This window comes from Serratia sp. AS12 (assembly GCF_000214195.1).
Lineage (GTDB): Bacteria > Pseudomonadota > Gammaproteobacteria > Enterobacterales > Enterobacteriaceae > Serratia > Serratia plymuthica.
This window is the reverse complement of record NC_015566.1, coordinates 819733-838220: the sequence shown is the minus strand read 5'-3', so window position 1 is coordinate 838220 and position 18488 is coordinate 819733. Positions and strand designations below refer to the sequence as shown.

Genomic DNA, 18488 nt, shown 5'->3' with positions numbered 1-18488 from the left:
TTGAACTCTACCGCGCTCACTTGGCCCCACTAAAGAGGGGCCAAACGACGTCAGTCCCAGAAATCCTGCGCCGGATCCACAACCGGCCTGACAATGCCCGCGCGGATGGTGAAATCGCCAAAGCCTTCGCCCACAGTGCGCTCTTTCGCCCAGCGGCCAACCAGTTGGTCGATCTCCTTGAGAATTTCTTCTTCGTTAATATTTTCACGGTACATGCGTGGAATGCGCGTGCCTTCACGGTTACCGCCCAAATGCAGGTTATAGCGACCCACCGCCTTGCCCACCAGGCCCAATTCCGCCAGCAACGCACGGCCGCAGCCGTTCGGGCAGCCGGTGATACGCAACACGATGTGTTCGTCACCCACGCCGTGCTGGTGCATGATCCCTTCCACCTTGGTGACGAACTCCGGCAGGAAGCGCTCGGCCTCCGCCATCGCCAGCGGGCAGGTAGGATACGACACGCAGGCCATCGAGTTTTTACGCTGCTCGCTGATCCCGTCGTCGATCAGGCCATGATCGCGCGCCAGGGCTTCGATCTTCGCCTTCTCGCTTTCCGGCACGCCGGCGACGATCAGGTTCTGATTGGCGGTCAGGCGGAAATCCCCTTTGTGGATCCGGGCGATCTCGGCAACGCCGGTTTTCAACGGGCGACCCGGATAGTCCAGCAGGCGGCCGTTTTCAATAAACAGCGTCAGGTGCCATTGATTATCAATGCCTTTTACCCAACCGATACGATCGCCGCGCCCGGTGAATTCGTACGGGCGGATCGGCTCAAAGGTAATGCCGGCGCGCTTTTCCACTTCGGCACGGAAGGTATCCACACCGACGCGTTCCAGCGTGTATTTGGTTTTGGCGTTTTTGCGATCGGTACGATTCCCCCAGTCGCGCTGGGTGGTCACCACCGCTTCGGCTACCGCCAGCGTGTGTTCCAGCGGAATGTAACCGAATTCGCTGGCCTGACGCGCATAGGTCTTTTTGTTGCCGTGTTCAATCGACAAGCCGCCGCCCACCAGCAGGTTAAAGCCCACCAGCTTGCCGTTCTTGGCGATCGCCACAAAGTTCATGTCATTGGCGTGCAGATCGACGTCATTCTGCGGCGGGATCACCACCGTAGTTTTGAATTTACGCGGCAGATAGGTAGCGCCGAGGATCGGCTCTTCGTCGGTGGTTGCCACTTTTTCCTGATCCAACCACACTTCCGCATAAGCACGGGTACGCGGCAGCAGATGCTCGGAGATCTTCTTCGCCCACTCGTAGGCTTCCTGATGCAGCTCGGACTCCACCGGGTTCGAGGTGCAGAGCACGTTGCGGTTCACGTCGTTGGCGGTAGCCAGCGCGTCCAACCCCAAACGGTTCAGCAATTGGTGCACCGGCTTGACGTTACCCTTCACAATACCGTGGAACTGGAAGGTCTGACGGTTGGTGATGCGAATGCTGCCGTACAACGTGCTTTCCTGCGCGAACTTATCGATGCCCAGCCATTGCTGCGGGGAAATAATGCCCCCCGGCAAACGGCAGCGCAGCATCATCGCATGACGCGGTTCCAGCTTCTGCTCGGCGCGCTCGGCACGGATATCGCGGTCGTCCTGTTGGTACATGCCGTGGAAACGAATCAGCAAGAAGTTATCGCCGTTGAAACCGCCGGTCAGGCCGTCCTTCAAATCTTCGGCGATAGTGCCGCGCAGGAAGTTGCTTTCTTTCTTCAAACGCTCGGCATCGGCCAGTTTGCCTTCAACCACCAGAGGCCCCGGGTGTTTATCACTCATCAGTAAACATCTCGCTGATAACGGCGCTCAAGGCGCAGCTCACTTAAAAATTCATCCGCCAGCTCGGTATCCATGCCACCGTGCTCGGCCACCAGTTCCAGTAATGTGTTTTCCACGTCTTTCGCCATGCGGTTCGCATCGCCACAGACGTAAATGTGCGCGCCTTCCTGAATCCAGCGCCACACTTCAGCGCCCTGTTCGCGCAGTTTGTCTTGTACGTAAACCTTATGCTGCTGGTCACGTGACCAGGCCAAATCAATGCGGGTCAACAGGCCGTCTTTGACATAGCGCTGCCATTCAACCTGATACAGGAAATCTTCGGTAAAATGCGGATTGCCGAAGAACAACCAGTTCTTGCCGCTCGCACCCTCAACGTCACGCTGTTGCATAAAGGCGCGGAACGGGGCAATGCCGGTGCCGGGACCGATCATGATCACCGGAGTTTCCGGGTTGGCCGGCAGGCGGAAGTTGTCGTTATGCTCAATGAAAACCCGTACGTCGCCGTCCTCTTCCAGGCGATCGGCCAGGAAGCTGGAAGCGCCGCCGGCGCGGGCGCGGCCGTCGATGTCGTAACGTACGACGCCAACGGTGACGTGCACTTCGTTTTCAGTCTCAGCCTGCGAGGAGGCGATGGAATACAGACGCGGCGTCAACGGGCGCAGCAGGCCAATCAACTGCTCGGCGCTGAGATCCGCCGGGGCCTGGCGCACCATATCGACGATCGGCGTATTGTGCGCGTAATGCTGCAACGCGGCTTTATCCGCCAACAGGCCAATCAATTTCTCGTCACGCGACAGCGCGGCATATTTATCGACAATCGGCGTGGTGTTTTGCGTCAGCTCGAAGTGGCTGCGCAACGCTTCAGCCAGCGGCAGAGTCTTGCCTTCCACTTCCACCGGCTCATCACCCTTCAGCCACAGCAACTGAACCAGTTCGTCCACCAGCGCAGGATCGTTATCGAACCATACGCCCAGCGCATCACCCGGTTTGTAACGCAGGCCGGAATCACCGAGATCGATCTCGATGTGGCGCACGTCTTTATCGGAGCCGCGGCCGGTAATTTTTTGCTTCACCGCCAGTTGTGCGGTCAGCGGCTGTTGTTTGCTGTACGGGCTGCTGTCGAGCAGATCAACCGCGCCACTAGCCAGCACGCCCGGTGCGGCGTTTTCCGCCGGCGCACGCGCTTTCAGCACATCCACTACCTGCTTGCGCCAGGCCGTGGCCAGTTCCTGGTACTCCACATCGGCGTCAATGCGTTCTACCAGGCGCTCGGCACCCAACTCGGCCAGCTTGCCGTCGAAGTCTTTACCGGACTGACAGAAATTCTCGTAGGAAGTGTCTCCCAGCCCGAATACCGCAAATGCGGTCTCGTTGAGTTTGGGCGCTTTCTTCGAGAACAGGAATTTATGCAGCGCAACCGCCTCTTCCGCCGGCTCGCCCTCCCCCTGCGTGGAGGCGACGATCACCAACAAACGTTCCTGGGCGATCTGCTTGAACTTGTAGTCGCCGGCGTTCACCAGAGTGACGCTCAGCTTGGCGGCCAGCAGATCGTCACGCAGCTGCTCCGCCAGGCGGCGCGCATTGCCGGTCTGGGACGCAGAAATTATCGTGATGCTGGCGGCAGCGGATGCAGCCGGCGCAATGGCTACGGCTCCGGGTTGTTGGTTAACCATTCCCCAGAAATAGCCTGACAGCCACGCCAGTTGCGTCGGTGAATATTCACCAATCGCCGCTTGCAGGCGCGCCAGCTGTTCGGGCGTCAGCGGGAGCAAAGATGTTGGAGGAGCCTGAGTCGTCATCGCAGTACTTATTTCCTTACTTATAGCCTATGAATTTCAAGCTGCAGCCAGGCGGCCAACTCGCTCACCCCAGGCGCTTACTTTGGTAAGTCACCGGGAAGAGCGAGTGCAGGTAACAACGCTGCAGTTTGAAAGGCAACGGGTATGGCACCTATCCAGCCAGGCGCTCGCCAATGTCAGTCGCTGTCTTTTCGTTCAGTCTGGGGTCCTGAAAAGATCAGGAGAGTTTGTAAGGTTACCGAGCACAATAGCAACGATTAAATAAGGGATAGCAATAAATAATAACCAAAATGACTAAGCGGTTTTTCTGGTAAGGGATAGTGGTTAAAACGCTAAAGAGCGATTTTTATCCTTTTGAAAATAAACATGTTTTTTTGGCAGTTTTTGAATGAATCGCATTTACCGCTGATTACCCCATCCGATAGGTACGGCACGGACCAAACAAAAAAAGTGTTAACGCCGGTTTAACGGCGCGCGGGTAGACTAAAGCAGTATAAATGGCAAGCAGGCGCGCTTTCCGGTACTATGCGGCGGTTTTTGAGTCAATGAGGCCGTAATAATGGCAACCACGCTGTTTAAAGATTTTCAGTTTGAAGCCGCACACCGTTTGCCGCATGTACCGGAGGGCCATAAATGCGGCCGTCTGCATGGGCATTCGTTTATGGTGCGTCTGGAAGTGACCGGTGAAGTGGATGCACACACCGGATGGGTGATGGATTTCGCCGAGCTTAAAGCCGTGTTCTCCCCGATCTGGGAGCGCCTGGATCACCATTATCTGAACGATATTCCAGGATTGGAAAATCCCACCAGCGAAGTGCTTGCCGCCTGGATCTGGCAACAGCTTAAACCCCAGTTGCCGGAACTGAGTGCGGTCATGGTGAAAGAAACCTGCAGCGCGGGATGCGTCTATAAAGGTTGAAAAAAGGGCGCTGTATAGCGCCCTGAATTTTATGCAATATTCAAATACTTATGCGTCTGCATCGACAAGCGCCAGTTACGCGCAATGCAGGTTTCAATGCACAGGCGAGTCGCCTCTTCCTTTTGACTGATTGGCTGCAACGCGATAATCCGCGGTTTTTCATCGTGCAGCGTCGCCAGCAGCGCATCCAGCGCTTCAATATCACGCTCGCGTCCAACCGGATGCTTCACCTCGTCCGCACGTTGCAAAGCCTGATCCAACACCTTCATGCCGCCGCGCATATTCACCTTGGGGGAAACCGTCACCCAGGTTTTCGCCGAGCACTGGACCTCATGAGTGCCGCTGGTTTCAATCTGGCAACCGTAGCCATTTTCTTCCAGCAATTGGGTCAGCGGGGTCAAATCGTAAATGCACGGCTCGCCGCCGGTGATCACCACGTGACGTGCGGTATAGCCCTGCTGGCGCATGACGGCCAGCAGTTGCTCCGCGCTGGCGCTGCCCCAGGCATCGCTCTCTTCGGTTTTTACCAGGATCCGCTGCATATCCACTTCCCGATTGGCTTCCTTTTCCCAGGTATGTTTGGTATCGCACCAGCTGCATCCTACCGGGCAGCCCTGCAGGCGGATAAAAATGGCTGGAACGCCGGTAAAAAAGCCTTCGCCCTGCAAGGTTTGGAACATTTCATTAATCGGGTACTGCATCGGTTTCTCAATCAGGGTAGGGAAAAAGCGATTATCTCAGATTACGGCCCGGCAACCAAACTGGCTAAATTGTATTAAATTTTATCTTCTGCCCGTAGTTCAGCCTATCTCACCGCCTATCTGCTTCATTTATTACGTTTATCTGCGTCAACGGCCGCATTGGCGATGCATCCTGCGGTGTAAAAACAACATCCAGATAACAAATCGGACAAATATATTTGACATGAACTGCCGCGACACAGATGTATATACAGGCAAGCACAAGTCGGACGTCAGTTCCGGCAATGTATCCACCAACATCACATCTGCGTTTAGAGGTTGCCATGGCTCATTCCAGCGAGTTGAATATTCAGCAAGCCATCGACGACAGCAAGTTCTCGCTGTTTCATTGGACTTTAATCATTTTGGGATTTCTGATCCTTGCCATTGATGGCTTTGACACTGCAGCAATGGGCTATATCGCCCCTTCGGTCGCCAAAGATTGGGGAATTGTGAGACAGGATCTTGGCCCGGTGCTGAGCGCCGCGCTGTTGGGACTCTCACTCGGTGCGCTGGTGGCCGGACCGATTTCCGATCGCATCGGTCGCAAGCGGGTGCTGGTGTTTTCGTGTCTGTTCTTCGGCCTGTCCAGCCTGGCCACCGCCTATGCCGGTTCGCTCAACAGCCTGACGCTGTGGCGCTTTCTGACCGGGCTGGGGCTGGGCGCGGCGATGCCGAACGCCATCACGCTCATTTCCGAATATGCGCCGCAGCGCTGCCGTTCGATGGCGATTAACACCATGTACTGCGGTTTCCCGCTGGGTGCGGCCGGTGGTGGCGCTATCTCATCGTGGCTGATCCCGGCCTATGGCTGGCACAGCGTGCTGCTGTTGGGGGCGATTGCCCCGCTGATCCTGACGGTATTGTTGATCCTGTTCCTGCCGGAATCGGTAAAATACATGGTGAACCGCGGCAAGGACGCGATGAAAATCAGACGCATAGCCCAGCGTTTTGTCAGCCAGAATATTGATAACGTCACGCGTTTCTATCTGTATGAAGAGAAGCTGGCGCAGTCAAAAACCAGCATCGGCCTGCTGTTCACCCGCCCTTATCTGGCCGGCACGCTGATGCTGTGGCTAACCTACTTCATGGGGCTGGTGATTTATTACGTGCTGCTTAGCTGGATGCCGATCCTGATGCAGGGCCTGGGTTACCAGCTTGAACAGTCAGCCATTCTGACCTCGCTGTTCACCTTCGGCGGCACCCTCGGCATTTTGCTGGCCGGCTGGCTGATGGACCGCTGGAACGCCCATAAGGTGGTATCAAGCGGCTTTGTGATCACCGCCCTGCTGATTGTGGCGATGGCGACCGAGGACAGCCATATCGTGCTGCTGGGCGCCTTTATCTTCCTGATGGGCATCACCATGAACGGCGCGCAGTCCGGCCTGCAAACATTGGCCGCCACTTTTTATCCCACCCACAGCCGCGCTACCGGTATTGCCTGGATGCAGGGCATAGGCCGCTTTGGCGGCGTTGCGGGGACCATGATGGGCGCGCAACTGCTGGCCATGCAGTGGGAAGTGCAAAGCATCCTGATGTTCCTGTGCGTGCCGGCGCTGATCGCCGCCATCGCGACGGTATTCAAAATGACCCGAAGAGCGGCACTGCAACCGACGGCATAGGGTTAACGCCCGCCACTCTGGGATACATCCCTGTGTTCCAGAGTGGCGAGCGTTTTGCTGTCGGTGATATGATTTTTTTATCACCGCATCTAACTTGTAATGGGTATGTAAAATTATTGTGATTTGACGCTCAAAAATGACCCATTTTTAATTCATTTTTGTTGAATAGCTCACTATTCTTCTGCCCCAACCTAATGATCCCAGCCTCAAAAACAATATCATCTCATTGATAAACAACAAAAATAACTTTCTCTTATGCCATTTAAGGCGTCCACTGGTCAGTGTTGCATATGCTTGTACATACAAGTATATGTTAATAAACCCTACGCATTGTTATGGCGTGGTGATTCACCCCACCGCGTCATGGAATCTGCACCGATACTGTTTGAGGAAAATGCTGTGACTGCAAATAACAAAGTTCGCCATGTCGATGTACGCGCGCCACGCGGCACACAATTAAATGCAAAAAGCTGGCTGACCGAAGCGCCGCTGCGCATGCTGATGAACAACCTCGATCCTGAAGTAGCGGAAAACCCACATGAACTGGTGGTGTACGGCGGCATTGGCCGCGCCGCGCGTGACTGGGACTGCTACGACAAAATTGTCGCCACCCTGAAAACGCTGGAAGACGACGAAACGTTGCTGGTGCAATCCGGCAAGCCGGTCGGCGTATTCAAAACCCACAGCAACGCACCGCGCGTGCTGATCGCCAACTCCAACCTGGTGCCACACTGGGCCACCTGGGAACACTTTAACGAACTGGATGCCAAAGGCCTGGCCATGTACGGCCAAATGACCGCCGGCAGCTGGATCTACATCGGCAGCCAAGGCATCGTCCAGGGCACTTACGAGACCTTCGTGGAAGCTGGCCGTCAGCATTACGACGGCAGCCTGAAAGGCCGCTGGGTGCTGACCGCCGGTCTGGGTGGCATGGGCGGCGCACAACCCTTGGCCGCCACGTTGGCCGGTGCCAGCTCGCTGAACATCGAATGCCAGCAGAGCCGCATCGATTTCCGTCTGAAAACCCGCTACGTCGATGAACAGGCGACCGATCTGGACGACGCGCTGGCGCGTCTCAAGAAATACACCGCCGAAGGCAAAGCCATCTCTATCGCCCTGTGCGGCAACGCAGCGGATATCCTGCCTGAACTGGTACGCCGCGGCGTGCGTCCTGACATGGTCACCGACCAGACCAGCGCCCATGACCCGTTGAACGGCTACCTGCCGAAGGGCTGGAGCTGGGAAGAATACCGCCAGCGCGCGCAGACCGAACCCGCTCAGGTGGTCATCGCCGCCAAGCAGTCAATGGCCGAACACGTGGAAGCCATGCTGGCCTTCCAGAAAATGGGCGTGCCAACCTTCGACTACGGCAACAACATCCGCCAGATGGCGAAAGAAATGGGCGTCAGCAATGCCTTCGACTTCCCGGGCTTCGTACCGGCCTATATTCGCCCGCTGTTCTGCCGCGGCGTCGGCCCGTTCCGCTGGGCTGCGCTGTCCGGCGATCCGCAGGACATCTACAAAACCGACGCTAAAGTTAAAGAGCTGATCCCGGACGACGAGCATCTGCACCACTGGCTGGATATGGCGCGCGAGCGCATCAGCTTCCAGGGGCTGCCGGCGCGTATCTGCTGGGTCGGTCTGGGCCAGCGCGCAAAACTGGGCCTGGCGTTCAACGAGATGGTACGCAGCGGCGAGCTGTCCGCACCGATCGTGATTGGCCGAGACCACCTGGACTCCGGCTCGGTCTCAAGCCCGAACCGCGAAACCGAATCGATGAAAGACGGTTCAGACGCCGTATCCGACTGGCCGCTGCTCAACGCACTGCTGAATACCGCCAGCGGCGCGACCTGGGTTTCTCTGCACCACGGTGGGGGTGTCGGCATGGGCTTCTCGCAGCATTCCGGCATGGTCATCGTTTGTGACGGTACCGATGAAGCCGCCGAGCGCATCGCCCGCGTCTTGCATAACGATCCAGCCACCGGTGTAATGCGTCATGCCGATGCCGGTTACGACATCGCCATCGAATGCGCCCGCGAGCAAGGTCTGAATCTGCCGATGGTCGCCGCCACTCAAGGAGACAAAGCATGAAAGCGCTGACTATTCGCCCTGGCCAACTGACTCTGGCGCAACTGCGTGAGGTTTATCAGCATCCGGTCAACCTGACGCTGGATGACAGCGCCTATGCCGCCATTCAGCAAAGCGTTGCCTGCGTAGAACGCATCGTTGAAGAAAACCGCACCACCTATGGCATCAATACCGGTTTTGGCCTGCTGGCCTCCACCCGTATCGCCCGTGAAGATCTGGAAAACCTGCAGCGTTCGATCGTGCTGTCCCACGCCGCCGGCGTTGGCGCCCCGACCGACGACAACCTGGTGCGCCTGATTATGGTGCTGAAAATCAACAGCCTGTCGCGCGGCTTTTCCGGCATCCGTCTGGAAGTGATCCAGGCGCTGATGGCACTGGTGAATGCAGAAGTTTACCCGCACATTCCACTGAAAGGCTCCGTTGGCGCCTCCGGTGACCTGGCGCCGCTGGCGCACATGAGCCTGGTGCTGCTGGGTGAAGGCAAGGCCCGCTATCAGGGCGAATGGCTGCCTGCCACCGAGGCGCTGGCCAAAGCGGGCCTGAAACCTCTGACGCTGGCCGCCAAAGAAGGCCTGGCGCTGCTGAACGGTACGCAGGTTTCCGCCGCCTTTGCCCTGCGCGGCCTGTTTGACGCGGAAGACCTGTACGCTGCGGCGACGGTCACCGGTAGCCTGACGGTGGAAGCCGCTCTGGGTTCACGCAGCCCGTTTGACCCGCGTATCCATGCGGTGCGCGGCCAGCGTGGCCAGATCGACGCTGCTGCCGCCTACCGCCACTTGCTCGGCGAACGCAGCGAAGTGTCCGATTCGCATCGCAACTGCGAGAAAGTGCAGGATCCTTACTCCCTGCGTTGTCAGCCGCAAGTCATGGGCGCCTGCCTGACGCAGATCCGCCAGGCCAGCGAAGTGCTGGAGATCGAAGCCAACGCCGTATCCGACAACCCGCTGGTGTTCGCCGAAGAGGGTGACGTGCTGTCCGGGGGCAACTTCCACGCCGAACCGGTCGCCATGGCCGCCGATAACCTGGCGTTGGCGTTTGCCGAAATCGGCTCGCTGTCCGAGCGCCGTATCTCGCTGATGATGGATAAACACATGTCGCAGTTGCCGCCATTCCTGGTGGACAACGGCGGGGTGAACTCGGGCTTTATGATCGCCCAGGTGACCGCCGCGGCGCTGACCAGCGAGAACAAGGCTCTGGCCCACCCGGCCAGCGTCGACAGCATCCCGACCTCCGCCAACCAGGAAGACCACGTCTCCATGGCACCGGCCGCAGGCCGCCGCCTGTGGGAAATGGCGGATAACGTGCGCGGCATCCTGGCCGTCGAGTGGCTGGCCGCCTGTCAGGGGCTGGATCTGCGCAAGGGCCTGAAAACGTCGGAAGGTCTGGAGCAGGCACGTCGCGTGCTGCGTGAACATGTCAGCTACTACGACAAGGATCGTTTCTTCGCTCCCGACATTGAAGCCGCCAGTCAGCTGTTGGCGGCCGGTCATCTGACATCGCTGATACCTTCAGCGCTGCTGCCTAGCCAGGCATAAATAAAACCTCTACCCAAAGTAGTTGGCGTTGCCGCTAACAACGCGGCGACTTCGAGTAAATAAGGGTTATACCACGCAGTTTGTTCTGTCCCACCGGGTGCATTCCACCCGGTGCGGATAGCGCGTGCCTGTTCGGCAATAAAAACTCAACGGGAAGCAACATGCGTAATGAAACAACACAACTCAGACGCGGATTAAACGCGCGGCATATCCGCTTTATGGCGCTCGGCTCTGCCATCGGCACCGGCTTGTTCTACGGCTCCGCCGGGGCGATCCAACTGGCCGGCCCAGCCGTGCTGCTGGCTTATCTGGTCGGCGGCGCGGCGGTGTTTATGGTCATGCGCGCGCTGGGTGAAATGGCGGTGCATCAACCGGTATCCGGTTCGTTCGGCCACTACGCCAGCCACTATCTTGGCCCGCTGGCCGGTTTCCTCACCGGCTGGACCTATACCTTCGAAATGGTGATCGTCGCCCTGGCGGACGTCACCGCCTTCGGCATCTATATGGGGCTGTGGTTCCCGGACGTCGCCCAATGGGTGTGGGTGCTCAGCATTATCATGTTTATCGGCGCGCTCAACCTGTGCAGCGTGAAAGTGTTCGGCGAAATGGAGTTCTGGCTGTCGCTGATCAAGGTCGCGGCTATCGTGGCGATGATCGTCGGCGGCGCGGCGGTGATGCTGTTTGGTTTCGGCCAGACCCAGCACGCCACCGGCTTTAGCAATCTGTGGCAGCACGGCGGTTTTATGCCTAACGGCATCGGCGGCGTGATCGCCTCGCTGGCGGTAGTGATGTTCGCCTTCGGTGGCATCGAGATCATCGGTATCACCGCCAGCGAGGCGAAAGACCCGGCGAAGGTGCTGCCGAAAGCGATCAATGCGGTACCGGTGCGCATCCTGCTGTTTTATGTACTGACGCTGCTGGTGCTGATGGCTATCTATCCGTGGAACAGCATCGGCCAGAACGGCAGCCCGTTTGTGGAGATCTTCAGCAATCTGGGCATCAGCTCCGCCGCCAACGTGTTGAACGTGGTGGTGATCACCGCCGCCATTTCCGCCATCAACAGCGACATCTTCGGCGCAGGCCGCATGATGTACGGCATGGCGCAGGATGGCCAGGCACCGAAAAGCTTCTCCAAGCTGACCGCCAACGGCGTGCCCTGGATGACGGTGCTGGTGATGTCTGTCGCCCTGCTGTTGGGTGTGGTGCTTAACTACCTGATACCAAAACAGGTCTTTATGATCATCGCCTCCATCGCCACCTTCGCAACCGTCTGGGTGTGGCTGATGATCCTGCTGTCGCAGGCAGCCATGCGCCGTACGCTGACGCCGCAGGAGGTCAGTAAACTGAGCTTCCCGGTTCCGTGGTGGCCGATAGCACCGGCGCTGGCGACAGTATTTATGCTGTTCGTCATCGGTCTGCTCGGTTACTTCGAGGATAGCCGCATCGCCCTGTACGTCGGGCTGGTGTGGGTGGCTTTCCTTACCTTGGCATACTGGTTGTGGGTGCGTAAAAAAGGGGGAAGTTCCCCCGTCACAAGCTCGCCTCAGTATTAACGCTCAAACCCGCCACTGGCGGGTTTTTTATTACGCCTGTGCCAGCGCCTGTTCGATATCGGCGCACAAATCCTCTATGTCTTCCAGGCCCGCCGACAGGCGAATCAATCCATCGCTGATATGATGTCGCTGACGCTCTTCCGCGCTGTAAGCGGAATGGGTCATGCTCGCCGGATGCTGCGCCAGCGTTTCGCAATCCCCCAGGCTGACGGCACGCAAGATTAACTGCAACGCATTGAGGAAACGAATGCCCGCCGCCATACCGCCCTTCAGTTCAAAAGCGATCATGCCGCCAGGACGCGTCATCTGCCGCTGCGCCAAAGGGTACTGCGGGAAAGTCTCCAACCCCGGATAATACACCTGCTCTACCGCAGGATGCTGAACCAGCATTTCCGCCAACCGCTGAGCGTTATCGCAGTGGCGTTCCATGCGCAGCGGCAGGGTTTTCAAACCGCGCAACAGCAGCGCGGCATCCTGCGCCGACAATACCGCGCCGTTCATATCCTTCAGTCCCACCAACCGGATATTCTGCGCCAAATCCTGACGGGTCACCGCCAACCCGGCCAGTAAATCCCCGTGGCCGCCGATATACTTGGTGGCGGAATGCACCACGATGTCAGCCCCAAGCGCCAACGGTTGTTGCAGATAGGGCGTGCAATACGTGTTATCCACCAGCAGCAGCGCCTGCTGCCGATGAGTAATCTCCGCCACCGCGGCAATATCGATCAACCGCATATTGGGGTTGGCCGGCGTTTCGCAGTACACCAAACGGGTACGTGGCCCTATGGCTGCGGCCAGTTTTTCCGGCTGCGTCAGATCGACGTGCGTAACCTTGACGCCAAAACGCGCCAGACCCTGATGAAAATAGCTGAAAGTGCAGCCATAAATGGTTTCATCGACGATCAGCTCATCTCCCGGCGCCAGCAGCGTCCAGCAACAGGCGGTGATCGCCCCCATACCGGAAGAAAACGCCACCGCCGCCTCACCGCCCTCCAGGTTGGCTATCCGCTGTTCCAGCAGATTTAGCGTCGGGTTGGCGATGCGCGAATAAAAATAGCCCGGCTCGCTGCCGGCAAAGCAGGCACCACCGTATTCTGCCGTAGGAAAGGCAAAGGTCGAACTCATAAAGACCGGTGGACAAAGCGCCCCCAAATATTGCTGAGGATTGTAGCCGTGGTGGATCGCACGTGTGGCAAAGGCGTGTCGGATAGTGTCAGACATAACAACTCCTTACCTGATTGAGTAAAACAATTCCCGTTATTCCTCAGCGGCGTCAGGCGGCAGCGTGCTCATGCGCATACGCCCACCGATAATTTGCAAGGTACGCAGCACCAACATCAGGCCCAACAAGGTATCCGGCTGACGTAATAAGGCATACAGTGAACGAAAATTGGCAGGCGGCGGATCCAGCTGCAGTTCCGTGTGTGCCATTCGCAGCGCCATGCCGCCTTCCCATCCTGCGGCTACTACGCCTTCAAATTTGCCGGCCAGTTTTTCCACCAGCGCGTTATCCGCGATATCCACCCCATCTGACAGCAACGACAGCAGATCGACTACGTTATCGAGCCGCCCACCGGCCAGCAGCGGTTCCAGCTTCTCCAGCAGTGCCGTCAGGGGTTCATTTTCAGGTGCGTTCATCACTGCCCCTCGCTATATCAGCCCGCGTACCGTCGCCCAGTAGAGGCCGCGGTTAAACACGTTGCGCAGCATACCGCCCACCTTGGTCGGCGGCGTCGGCAACACATCATGCCGGTAGTCATAAACCAGCGGCATACCGGCGTGCAGCCCCATCTGGGCAATTGCCTGCACCTTGCCGTCGTAGTGGCTTACGGTCTGGCCCAGCCTCAGTTCAGCCACAATGTTATCGGCGATCACCGGCGCCTGATTGTGGCAGGAGCCGCCGGCTTTGCTGACGGGCAGATCCACCGTATCGCCGATGACATAAACCCCCTGCTGCCCGTAGACCTGCAGTGTCTGGTGATCGGTCGGCAGCCAGCCTTCTCCATTTTTAATATCGCTCAGCCCGGTATTGCGTACCGCTTCGACCGCACGGATCGGCGGCGTCGCCATCAGGATATCGAAAGGTTGTTCCTCGCCCTCGGCGGAGTATGCCACCTGTCGCTGCGTATCCACCCGATTGAGGGTAAAACCACGTTGATGGCGAATATCTCGCGCCGCGAAAATCGCGGGTAAGGCTTCGGCGGTAGGGCGCTGTAGAAACAAGCAATTACGCAACAGCTGTGAAACGCTGGGATAGGTATAAACAATCTCAATCGCCTTACGCACGCCGCGCCGACGCAGGTAATCATCAAGCATCAGCGTGGTTTCAATCGGTGCGATGCCACATTGGTGTGGCACGTTGGGCGTTTCAGGGAAGGAGACGGTAATAAAAATGCGGCCTTTTTCGATTGTCGCCAGCTTTTGCGCCAACTGCCGGGCCGCCTGATACTGATAGAAGTGATCCCCCGCCTGCGCCAACCCCTCGATGCGCTCAGGCCAAGGCACGCAACCGGTAGCAAACACCAGGAAATCGTACGCATACTGTTTGCCGCTACGGGTATGGATCACCCGCTGAGATAAATCGAACCGCTCAGCTTTATCAACAACAAACTTAACTTCCGGACTCAGCAAACTTTGTTGCGGACGCATTAACTCCTGTTTAAAAAAGGCGTTAAATGCCACGTACATAAATGCCGGTTTATAATAATGAATCGGAGAATCCGAAATCATTAATAACTCAACCTTATTATTCAATATATCCCGATGCAATTTAGTGGCCAGCACGTTGGCTAATATCGTCCCACCGGTTCCACCGCCGACAATCACAATCCTGTTCCGCATCAAGCCCTCACCCAGCCGCCCATAGGGCAGCGACTCTGTTAGGAAACTCAAAGAGGCAGGACAGCGGGTAATAGCTCTGCCTTACAGGCATTCTAGTAACTAAAATATATAAAGCAATTAAAAATGGAATTTATAAATGGGAATTTTGTTATTACAATTAAATTATAGAGTTAAAAACATCGTTGGAAGATTAATTAAATATCAATAAATAACACACTATTACTTGCGTAAATAATTAATGCTGAAAAATAGCGATAAAAAAACCCGCCGCAGCGGGTTTTTATTCAACAACGAACCAAGCCGTTATTACTGACCTTTAACTTCTTTCAGGCCGTTGAACGGTGCGCGGTCGCCCAGCGCTTCTTCGATACGGATCAGTTGGTTGTATTTAGCAACGCGGTCAGAACGGCTCATGGAACCGGTTTTGATCTGGCCAGCTGCAGTACCTACCGCCAGGTCGGCGATGGTTGCGTCTTCGGTTTCACCTGAACGGTGAGAGATCACCGCGGTGTAGCCTGCGTCTTTCGCCATCTTGATAGCAGCCAGAGTTTCGGTCAGAGAACCGATCTGGTTGAATTTGATCAGGATGGAGTTAGCGATGCCTTTATCGATGCCTTCTTTCAGGATCTTGGTGTTGGTAACGAACAGGTCGTCGCCCACCAGCTGGATTTTGTCGCCCAGCACTTTGGTCTGGTATGCGAAACCAGCCCAGTCAGATTCGTCCAGACCATCTTCGATAGACACGATTGGGTACTGTTTGGTCAGGTCTTCCAGGAAGTGAGTGAACTCTTCGGAAGTGAAGGCTTTGTTGCCTTCGCCGGCCAGAACGTATTTACCGTCTTTGTAGAACTCGGAAGCTGCACAGTCCATCGCCAAGGTCACGTCTTTGCCCAGCTCGTAACCTGCCGCTTTTACCGCTTCAGCGATAACAGCCAGCGCTTCGGCGTTGGAACCCAGGTTTGGCGCGTAGCCGCCTTCGTCACCTACAGCGGTGTTCAGGCCTTTGGCCTTCAGCACTTTAGCCAGGTGATGGAACACTTCAGAACCGATGCGAACGGCTTCTTTCAGGGTCTTCGCGCCAATCGGCTGAATCATGAATTCCTGAATGTCGACGTTGTTGTCAGCGTGCTCGCCGCCGTTGATGATGTTCATCATAGGCAGTGGCATAGAGAACTTGCCTGGGGTGCCGTTCAGTTCAGCGATGTGCTCATACAGCGGCATGCCTTTGGAAGCAGCAGCCGCTTTGGCAGCAGCCAGGGAAACCGCCAGAATGGCGTTTGCACCGAATTGGGATTTGTTTTCAGTGCCGTCCAGGTCGATCATGATCTTGTCGATGTTAGCCTGGTCTTTGGCGTCTTTACCCAATACTGCCTGAGCAATCGGGCCGTTTACTGCAGCAACGGCTTTCAGTACGCCTTTACCCAGGAAACGAGACTTGTCACCGTCACGCAGTTCCAGTGCTTCACGGGAACCGGTAGAAGCACCTGACGGCGCAGCAGCCAGACCTACGAAACCGCCTTCCAGATGCACTTCGGCTTCAACAGTCGGGTTACCGCGGGAGTCGATGATTTCACGACCGATGACTTTAACGATTTTGGACATTAGGTTTTCCTCAGTACAAGTTAAACTAAAACTCCAGACAAACAACGCGCGGTTCTCACCGCGCGCCGCTTACCAAATATTTTATTTCACCTGGCGCTTCTGGTGCTCACCAGCGGCCTTCACAAAGCCGGCGAACAACGGATGACCATCACGCGGCGTTGAAGTAAATTCCGGGTGGAACTGACAAGCGACAAACCACGGGTGATTCGGCAGTTCAATAATCTCAACCAGCTTGTTGTCTGCAGAACGACCGGCAACACGCAACCCGGCGGCTTCGATCTGCTTCAACAGCATGTTGTTGACTTCATAACGGTGACGATGACGTTCAACAATGGTCGGTTCGCCGTACATCTTGCGTACCAGGCTATTGTCTGTCAGGTGGCATTGCTGGCCACCGACACGCATCGTGCCACCCAAATCGCTTTCTTCAGTGCGCACTTCGACGTTGCCGTCTTCGTCACGCCATTCGGTGATCAACGCCACCACCGGGTACTTGCAGTCTGGCACAAACTCGGTTGAGTTGGCGTTCTCCATACCCGCTACGTTGCGGGCGAACTCCATCAGTGCCACCTGCATACCCAGGCAGATGCCCAGATAAGGGATGTTGTTTTCACGCGCATAACGCGCGGTCATCACCTTGCCTTCTACACCACGGTAGCCAAAACCGCCTGGGATCAGAATCGCGTCCAGACCTTTCAGCACTTCCACACCGCGGGTTTCGACATCCTGCGAGTCGATCAGCTTGATGTTCACGGTCAGACGATTTTTCAGACCGCCGTGTTTCAAGGCTTCAATCACCGACTTATACGCATCCGGCAGTTCAACATATTTGCCGACCATGCCGATGGTCACTTCGCCGCCCGGATTGGCTTCTTCGGAGATCACCTGTTCCCATTCGGCCAGGTTCGCTTCCGGTGCGTTGAGGCTGAATCGTTTACAAATATAATCATCCAAGCCCTGAGATTTCAAGAGGCCCGGGATTTTATAAATGGAATCAACGTCTTTCAGGGAGATAACCGCTTTTTCCGGCACGTTGCAGAAAAGTGCGATTTTCGCGCGTTCGTTAGCAGGAACTGTGCGATCGGAACGGCAAATCAGCACATCAGGCTGAATACCGATGGAAAGCAGCTCTTTAACGGAATGCTGAGTGGGTTTGGTTTTCACTTCACCGGCGGCAGCCAGGTACGGCACCAGCGTCAAGTGCATGTACAGAGTGTGCTCGCGGCCCACTTCTACCGCCATCTGGCGGATAGCTTCCAGGAACGGCAGCGATTCGATATCGCCGACGGTACCGCCCACTTCCACCAACACCACGTCGTGGCCTTCGCCACCTTCGAGAATGCGTTCTTTGATCGCGTTGGTGATGTGCGGGATAACCTGTACGGTTGCGCCCAGGTAGTCGCCACGGCGTTCTTTACGCAGAACGTCGGAATAAATGCGACCCGTGGTGAAGTTGTTGCGGCGCGACATTTTGGTGCGGATGAAGCGCTCGTAGTGACCCAAATCCAGATCGGTTTCTGCCCCGTCTTCGGTGACGAAAACTTCCCCATGCTGAATCGGGCTCATGGTGCCCGGATCCACGTTGATGTACGGGTCCAGTTTCATGATGGTAACGTTGAGGCCACGGGCTTCGAGAATAGCCGCCAGAGAGGCTGCGGCAATGCCTTTACCCAGAGAGGATACGACCCCGCCGGTCACAAAAATATAATTAGTTGTCATGCTGAACCTGAGAGTTTAGGTTTAAAGACGATGGAAGTACCAAGACGGGAAAGTAGTATACCCGAACCTCTCCAGACCTACAAACGATCGTTTTACTGTCCATCATCTCTGTCACCACCGGGAGTTCATCAGGGTTTAATCCGTGGGCACCTTGCTTACTGTCTTTTTAAAACAATGAGTTAGCAGGGAAAATTTTCTTTTACCGCCGTTTCATGGCACCAAAACGCCTTAAATTTCAGTTTGTTGGCATTTTCTTGCCGTTCTCTCGTCGTTCAGCAAACCAGGACCTCGAGCTTAACCGTTT

General features: G+C 56.4%; 13 protein-coding genes. 5 read left to right on the top strand and 8 right to left on the bottom strand.

Annotated features, from left to right (window positions below; translation table 11 throughout):
• Positions 1 to 50 precede the first annotated feature (50 nt).
• Complete coding sequence (cysI, locus tag SERAS12_RS03775; RefSeq protein ID WP_013811531.1) at positions 51 to 1766, bottom strand: assimilatory sulfite reductase (NADPH) hemoprotein subunit; 1716 nt, start codon at positions 1764 to 1766, stop codon at positions 51 to 53.
• Positions 1766 to 3565, bottom strand: a complete 1800-nt coding sequence (cysJ, locus tag SERAS12_RS03770) for an NADPH-dependent assimilatory sulfite reductase flavoprotein subunit (protein WP_013811530.1) — start codon at positions 3563 to 3565, stop codon at positions 1766 to 1768. Before cysJ ends, cysI begins: the two co-directional genes overlap by 1 nt.
• 559 nt (positions 3566 to 4124) lie before the next feature.
• Here cysJ and queD point away from each other — a divergent pair.
• Positions 4125 to 4484, top strand: a complete 360-nt coding sequence (gene queD / locus SERAS12_RS03765; protein ID WP_004950240.1) for a 6-carboxytetrahydropterin synthase QueD — start codon at positions 4125 to 4127, stop codon at positions 4482 to 4484.
• A gap of 29 nt (positions 4485 to 4513) precedes the next feature.
• Here queD and queE read toward each other — a convergent pair whose 3' ends face one another.
• Positions 4514 to 5185 carry a 7-carboxy-7-deazaguanine synthase QueE gene (gene queE, locus SERAS12_RS03760; RefSeq protein WP_013811529.1) on the bottom strand — a complete coding sequence of 224 codons (672 nt, stop codon included), beginning with the start codon at positions 5183 to 5185 and terminating at the stop codon, positions 4514 to 4516.
• 323 nt (positions 5186 to 5508) lie between these two features.
• Between queE and SERAS12_RS03755 the strand changes: the two genes are divergently transcribed.
• The 4 genes from SERAS12_RS03755 (at position 5509) to SERAS12_RS03740 (ending at position 12022) form a co-directional block, all read left to right on the top strand.
• Positions 5509 to 6846 carry an aromatic acid/H+ symport family MFS transporter gene (locus SERAS12_RS03755; RefSeq protein WP_013811528.1) on the top strand — a complete coding sequence of 446 codons (1338 nt, stop codon included), beginning with the start codon at positions 5509 to 5511 and terminating at the stop codon, positions 6844 to 6846.
• 399 nt (positions 6847 to 7245) lie between these two features.
• Positions 7246 to 8937: a urocanate hydratase gene (gene hutU, locus SERAS12_RS03750; protein WP_004950232.1), complete on the top strand. Its 1692-nt coding sequence runs from the start codon at positions 7246 to 7248 to the stop codon at positions 8935 to 8937.
• Positions 8934 to 10469 (top strand): histidine ammonia-lyase, encoded by a 1536-nt coding sequence (hutH, locus tag SERAS12_RS03745; RefSeq protein WP_013811527.1) that lies wholly within the window; start codon positions 8934 to 8936, stop codon positions 10467 to 10469. The genes hutU and hutH overlap by 4 nt, the downstream gene beginning before the upstream one ends.
• A 161-nt stretch (positions 10470 to 10630) precedes the next feature.
• On the top strand, positions 10631 to 12022 hold the full coding sequence (locus SERAS12_RS03740) for an amino acid permease (protein ID WP_013811526.1): 1392 nt from the start codon (positions 10631 to 10633) through the stop codon (positions 12020 to 12022).
• 30 nt (positions 12023 to 12052) lie between these two features.
• Here the strand turns inward: SERAS12_RS03740 and SERAS12_RS03735 are convergent, their stop codons facing one another.
• The 5 genes from SERAS12_RS03735 to pyrG all read right to left on the bottom strand — a co-directional run bounded on the left by SERAS12_RS03735 (position 12053) and on the right by pyrG (position 18184).
• The gene (locus tag SERAS12_RS03735) at positions 12053 to 13243 is read right to left on the bottom strand and encodes a methionine gamma-lyase (protein WP_013811525.1); all 1191 of its coding nucleotides are present in this window, start codon (positions 13241 to 13243) and stop codon (positions 12053 to 12055) included.
• A gap of 36 nt (positions 13244 to 13279) precedes the next feature.
• Positions 13280 to 13660: a hypothetical protein gene (locus SERAS12_RS03730; RefSeq protein WP_013811524.1), complete on the bottom strand. Its 381-nt coding sequence runs from the start codon at positions 13658 to 13660 to the stop codon at positions 13280 to 13282.
• A gap of 12 nt (positions 13661 to 13672) precedes the next feature.
• A complete protein-coding gene (locus tag SERAS12_RS03725; RefSeq protein ID WP_013811523.1) occupies positions 13673 to 14863 on the bottom strand; it encodes an FAD/NAD(P)-binding oxidoreductase in 1191 nt (396 codons plus the stop codon).
• A gap of 306 nt (positions 14864 to 15169) precedes the next feature.
• On the bottom strand, positions 15170 to 16465 hold the full coding sequence (gene eno, locus SERAS12_RS03720) for a phosphopyruvate hydratase (RefSeq protein ID WP_013811522.1): 1296 nt from the start codon (positions 16463 to 16465) through the stop codon (positions 15170 to 15172).
• A gap of 81 nt (positions 16466 to 16546) precedes the next feature.
• Positions 16547 to 18184 carry a glutamine hydrolyzing CTP synthase gene (pyrG, locus tag SERAS12_RS03715; RefSeq protein WP_013811521.1) on the bottom strand — a complete coding sequence of 546 codons (1638 nt, stop codon included), beginning with the start codon at positions 18182 to 18184 and terminating at the stop codon, positions 16547 to 16549.
• Positions 18185 to 18488 lie beyond the last annotated feature (304 nt).

Excerpts from the sequence above, each read along its gene's own strand:
- SERAS12_RS03730 (WP_013811524.1), bottom strand. The coding sequence starts at position 13,660 with ATGAACGCACCTGAAAATGAACCCCTGACGGCACTGCTGGAGAAGCTG.
- SERAS12_RS03755 (WP_013811528.1), top strand. The coding sequence starts at position 5,509 with ATGGCTCATTCCAGCGAGTTGAATATTCAGCAAGCCATCGACGACAGC.
- SERAS12_RS03740 (WP_013811526.1), top strand. The coding sequence starts at position 10,631 with ATGCGTAATGAAACAACACAACTCAGACGCGGATTAAACGCGCGGCAT.
- cysI (WP_013811531.1), bottom strand. The coding sequence starts at position 1,766 with ATGAGTGATAAACACCCGGGGCCTCTGGTGGTTGAAGGCAAACTGGCC.
- eno (WP_013811522.1), bottom strand. The coding sequence starts at position 16,465 with ATGTCCAAAATCGTTAAAGTCATCGGTCGTGAAATCATCGACTCCCGC.
- queE (WP_013811529.1), bottom strand. The coding sequence starts at position 5,185 with ATGCAGTACCCGATTAATGAAATGTTCCAAACCTTGCAGGGCGAAGGC.
- SERAS12_RS03725 (WP_013811523.1), bottom strand. The coding sequence starts at position 14,863 with ATGCGGAACAGGATTGTGATTGTCGGCGGTGGAACCGGTGGGACGATA.
- SERAS12_RS03735 (WP_013811525.1), bottom strand. The coding sequence starts at position 13,243 with ATGTCTGACACTATCCGACACGCCTTTGCCACACGTGCGATCCACCAC.
- queD (WP_004950240.1), top strand. The coding sequence starts at position 4,125 with ATGGCAACCACGCTGTTTAAAGATTTTCAGTTTGAAGCCGCACACCGT.
- hutH (WP_013811527.1), top strand. The coding sequence starts at position 8,934 with ATGAAAGCGCTGACTATTCGCCCTGGCCAACTGACTCTGGCGCAACTG.
- cysJ (WP_013811530.1), bottom strand. The coding sequence starts at position 3,565 with ATGACGACTCAGGCTCCTCCAACATCTTTGCTCCCGCTGACGCCCGAA.
- pyrG (WP_013811521.1), bottom strand. The coding sequence starts at position 18,184 with ATGACAACTAATTATATTTTTGTGACCGGCGGGGTCGTATCCTCTCTG.